The sequence below is a fragment of the Streptomyces laculatispora genome, from assembly GCF_017353455.1.
GTDB classification, from domain to species: domain Bacteria; phylum Actinomycetota; class Actinomycetes; order Streptomycetales; family Streptomycetaceae; genus Streptomyces; species Streptomyces laculatispora.
In genome coordinates, this window is the sequence record NZ_JAFMPZ010000630.1 from 1 (window position 1) to 4,829 (window position 4,829).

Below are 4,829 nucleotides of genomic sequence, written 5' to 3' on the forward strand. Positions count from 1 at the left end.
GAGCGGGGACAGGGGCAGGGTCCGCGAGCGCGGAGGCCGGAACCGCGGCAGCGCGGTCCGGGCCGTGCTCACGGCCGTCGCGGTTCGGGAAGACCCAGGCGCGGAAGAGCAGGAAGCGCAGCACCGTTGCCGCGAGGTTGGCCGCGATGAGCACGGCGAGCTCGGTGGAGTGCGAGGGCGCTCCGGTCGCCGCCCCCAGCGCGGCCAGCGAACCGCTGGTCAGCGCGAGGCCGATGGCGAACACCACGAGGCCCTGTACCTGGTGGCGTATGGCTCCGCCCCGGCCGCGCACCCCGAACGTGAGCCTCCGGTTGGCCGACGTATTGGCGACGGCCGACACCAGCAGCGCGCCCCCGTTGGCGATCTGCGGACCGGCACCCAGCCGGAACAGCGAGTACAGGGCCAGGTAGAAGAGGGTCGAGAGGGCGCCCACGACGCAGAACCCGACCAGCTGCCGGGCCAGTCCGCCCGGCACCCCGCCGATCCCCCGGTCGCGCGGGTCGTCGCCGAAGGGCCGGGCCAGCCGGTCCAGCGGCAGCGCGCCGACGGCCAGCGCGCGCCCGACCCGCCAGACGCCCAACAGGTCGTCGGTGGCGGTCCGCACGATGTGGACCGTCGAGTCGGGGTCGTCGACCCAGTCGACCGGCACCTCGTGGATGCGCAGCCCGGCCCGCTCGGCGAGCACCAGTAGCTCGGTGTCGAAGAACCAGCCGGTGTCCTCGACCATCGGCAGCAGCCGCTGCGCGACATCGCGGCGGATCGCCTTGAACCCGCACTGCGCATCACTGAACCGGGCGGCCAGCGACGAGCGCAGGATGATGTTGTACGCCCGCGAGATGAACTCCCGCTTCGTCCCCCGCACCACCCGCGAACTGCGGGCGAGACGCGAGCCGATGGCCAGGTCGGAGTGGCCGGAGATCAGCGGGGCGACCAGCGGGAGCAGCGCGTTCAGATCGGTGGAGAGATCCACGTCCATGTACGCGAGGACCGGGGCGTCCGAGTGCGACCAGACCGTGCGCAGCGCCCGTCCCCGGCCCTTCTCCTCCAGCCGGAAGGACCGCACCCGGGGAAGCACCGCCGCGAGCCGCCGCGCCACCTGCGCGGTCCGGTCGGTGCTCGCGTTGTCCGCGACCGTGATCCTGAAGTCGTACGGGAAGGTGCGCGCCAGATGGTCGTGCAGCCGCAGCACACACGGTTCGAGGTCCTTCTCCTCGTTGTAGACGGGTACCACCACATCGAGTACGGGGGCACCTGCCACATCGCCCGCGCCGGCCAGGAGGTGTTCCCGGGCCGGCAGGGTGCCCCAAGGAGTGTCGGTTCGCATGACATCGACACTCGCCAACCGCGCTGTCACACCCGTGTGCTGAGCCTGTGGTCCCCCTGTGAGTGCTCCGGGCCGCCGCCCGCGCGATGTTCTGCCAGGGCGTTCGCAGGTCCCTGGACCGGGCCGTCCCCGTACCCGGGGTCCGCCGGCAGATGGACGGCGAACACCGTGTCCCCCGGCACCGAACGCACCTCGGCGAGCCCGCCGTGCGCGGCGGTGACGGCCTGCACGATGGCGAGACCGAGCCCCGTCGACCCGGCGTGCCGGGAGCGCGAGGCGTCCCCGCGCGCGAACCGTTCGAAGACGTGCGGCAGCAGCTCCGGCGGGATGCCGGGCCCGTTGTCCTGGACCTCCAGGGTGACCCACGGATACCCGGCCCCCGCGCGCACCCGGGCCGTGACCGTGGTCCCGGGCGGGGTGTGCGTACGGGCGTTGGCCAGCAGGTTGACCAGCACCTGCTGGATCCTGGTCGGATCGGCCCGTACGGTCGCGGGCACCTCGGGCAGCTCAAGGCGCCAGTGATGCGTGGGTCCGGGCCCGTCCGGGGAGGCCGTCCGGCCCGCGACGCGGGCGTCGCTCACCGCGTCGATGACGAGCGGTGACAGATCGGTGCTCTCGTACGAGAGCGGCCGTCCGGCATCCAGCCTGGCGAGCAGCAGCAGATCCTCCACCATGCCCGTCATGCGTTCGGCCTCCGACTCGATCCGCCCCAGCGCGTGCCGGGTGTCGGGGCCGGTGCTCTCCCGGCCGCGCCGGGTCAGTTCGGCGTATCCGCGGATCGAGGCGAGCGGGGTGCGCAGCTCGTGGCTGGCGTCGGCGACGAACTGCCGGACCCGCATCTCGCTCTTCTGCCGCGCGTCCAGGGCCGAACCGACATGGCCCAGCATCCGGTTGAGCGCCGCGCCGACCTGGCCGACCTCGGTCCGCGGATCGGCCTCCGCCCCGGGAACCCGTTCGAAGAGCGCGACCTCGCCGCTGTGCAGCGGTATTTCGGAGACGCGCGTCGCGGTGGCGGCCACCCGGCGCAGTGGCCGCAGGGCGACCGTGACCATGGCGGCGCCCGCGATCCCGGCGGCGATGAGCCCGGCCCCGGTCACACAGACCTCGACGAGGATCAGGGTGCTGAGGGCCTTGCTCACCTCGGCGGTGGGAATCCCGACGAGGACGGTCGTGCCGTCGCTCATGGGGACGGCCTCCACCCGGTAGCCGCCGAGTCCGGGCAGCTCGACGTCGTACGCGTTGCGGTCCGCGCGGACTCCGGCCGCCTCCAGGACATCCTGCTGGGCCCCGGTCAGCGGCTCGTTGCTCGGCTGCACGCCGGGCCCGCCGTCCTTCACGACCACCGAATCGGTGACCGCGCCGTCCGCGAGGACGACGCCGAACGTATTGAGGGGCTGGCCTCCCCCGCCGATGAATCCGAGCGGTTCCTTGCCCTTGAGCCCACCGGGTACGGGCGCACCCGGCATCCGCTCGGCCCGGACGGCGATGTCACGCAGCTGGTCGTCGAGCTTGCCGTACATATAGCTGTGGAAGGCGATGGCGGTGACCGAGCCGATCACGGCCGCGACGACCGCGATCAGCGTCACCGCGGAGACGACGAGCCGGGTCCGCAGCGTCCACGGCCCCTTCCACAACCTCACCAGCCGTTTCACCGGGCTGCTCGCGGGGCTGCTCTCCCACCTACTCACCGGGCTTGATGAGATACCCCGCCCCGCGCCGGGTGTGGATCATCGGCGTCCGGCCGGCGTCGATCTTCTTGCGCAGGTACGAGATGTAGAGCTCGACCACGTTGGCCTGGCCACCGAAGTCGTAGTTCCAGACCCGGTCCAGGATCTGCGCCTTGCTCAGCACCCGGCGCGGATTGCGCATCAGGAAGCGCAGCAGCTCGAACTCGGTCGCGGTGAGGTGGATGTTGGCGCCGCCCCGGCTCACCTCGTGGCTGTCCTCGTCCAGCATCAGGTCGCCGACGGCGAGCGTCGACTCGCTGCGCACCGCCGCCGTACCGGAGCGCCGGATCAGCCCGCGCAGCCGGGCCACGACCTCCTCCAGGCTGAACGGCTTCGTGACGTAGTCGTCGCCGCCCGCCGTGAGCCCGGCGATCCGGTCCTCGACGGAGTCCCGCGCGGTCAGGAACAGCACCGGTACGTCGGAGAGCTCCCGGCGCAGTCTGCCGAGGACGGCGAGCCCGTCCATGTCGGGCAGCATCACATCGAGGACCACCGCGTCGGGCCGGAAGTCACGGGCGGTACGGACGGCACCGGTGCCGTCCCCGGCGCTGCGCACCTCCCAGCCCTCGTAACGCAGCGCCATGGAGAGCAGTTCGGCCAGCGGGGCCTCGTCGTCCACGACCAGGACCCGGACGGGGCTGCGGTCCGGCCTGAGCAGTTCGGTACGCCCCTGGGGCGAGGTCGTCGTCGTCATGCCCCAACCCTGTGAGACGCCTCTGAGAGAGTTCTTTCCCGATTCTGTGAATTCCCTGAGAAAGGCGCGGGAAGAGGGACCGCCCTGGGCCCGCGGCCCAGGCCCGCACCGCGTCAGCAGTCGAACAACGCCTTCGCGTTGTCGTGGCAGACCGCCCGCAGCCAGTCGTCCCCGAGCTCCAGCCGCTCCAGGGCGTGCAGTTGATGGGCGTACGGATACGGGATGTTCGGGAAGTCCGTCCCCAGCAGGATCCGGTCCCCGAGGGCCGCGAGCCGCCCCCGCTCCGCCACCGGGAAGGGGGTGAAGTCCTCCGTGAAGTCGGTGAACACCATCGTCGTGTCGAGCCGCACCTCCGGGTACGCCTCCGCGAGCGCCAGGAACTCCGTGTACTCCGGCATCCCCATGTGCGCCACGATCAGCCGCAGCCGGGGATGCCTGGCGAGCAGCCGGCCGACCGGTTGTGGCCCGGTGTGCTTCCCGGGCGCGGGCCCGGACCCGCAGTGCATCACGACCGGGACCCCGGCCTCGGCGAGCAGCCCCCACACGGGTTCCAGCAGCGGATCGTTCGGGTCGTACGCCCCGACCTGCAGATGCGACTTGAAGACCCGCGCCCCGGCCCCGACCGCCTCCGCCACGTACCGCTCCACGCCCTCCTCGGGGAAGAAGGTGGCGGTGTGCAGACAGTCGGGCACCCGGTCCGCGAACCCGGCCGCCCAGCCGTTCAGCCAGGCCGCCATGCCCGCCTTGTGCGGGTAGAGCATCGAGGTGAACCGGAGCACGCCGAACGAACGGAGCAGCGCGAGCCGCTCGTCCTCGTCGTGCCGGTAGGCGATCGGCCACTCCATCCCGGTCAGCGGACCGGCTGAGTCGAAGTAGGCCCAGACCTTGCGCAGCACCTGCTCCGGCATGAAGTGCGTATGGACGTCGATGAGCCCCGGCAGCCCGAGCCGTTCCCAGAACCGCACCACTCCATCGCGGCCTGCAAGGTCATCACTCATCCGGCACCCTCTCCCATCCATGCATCCATCCGACCGCCGCTCGCCCGACCACCCGATCACCCGATCGTTCGCCCGTTCGCCCGTTC

At 71.8% G+C, this 4,829-nt stretch carries 4 protein-coding genes; all 4 read right to left on the reverse strand.

Annotated features, from left to right (window positions below):
* Positions 1 to 1,324: bifunctional glycosyltransferase family 2/GtrA family protein (locus J1C73_RS32915; protein ID WP_242645046.1), on the reverse strand; the 1,324-nt coding region annotated here is incomplete at its 3' end.
* 26 nt (positions 1,325 to 1,350) lie between these two features.
* Positions 1,351 to 2,958: a HAMP domain-containing sensor histidine kinase gene (locus tag J1C73_RS32920; RefSeq protein WP_242645047.1), complete on the reverse strand. Its 1,608-nt coding sequence runs from the start codon at positions 2,956 to 2,958 to the stop codon at positions 1,351 to 1,353.
* A 46-nt stretch (positions 2,959 to 3,004) separates the two neighbouring features.
* Positions 3,005 to 3,745 (reverse strand): response regulator transcription factor, encoded by a 741-nt coding sequence (locus tag J1C73_RS32925; protein ID WP_207319566.1) that lies wholly within the window; start codon positions 3,743 to 3,745, stop codon positions 3,005 to 3,007.
* 113 nt (positions 3,746 to 3,858) lie between these two features.
* Positions 3,859 to 4,743, reverse strand: a complete 885-nt coding sequence (locus J1C73_RS32930; protein ID WP_123460531.1) for an amidohydrolase family protein — start codon at positions 4,741 to 4,743, stop codon at positions 3,859 to 3,861.
* Between the last annotated feature and the right edge of the window lie 86 nt (positions 4,744 to 4,829).

Bases quoted from the DNA above. Each gene is read 5' to 3' on its own strand.
- J1C73_RS32925 (WP_207319566.1), bottom strand. From the start codon at position 3,745: ATGACGACGACGACCTCGCCCCAGGGGCGTACCGAACTGCTCAGGCCG.
- J1C73_RS32930 (WP_123460531.1), bottom strand. From the start codon at position 4,743: ATGAGTGATGACCTTGCAGGCCGCGATGGAGTGGTGCGGTTCTGGGAA.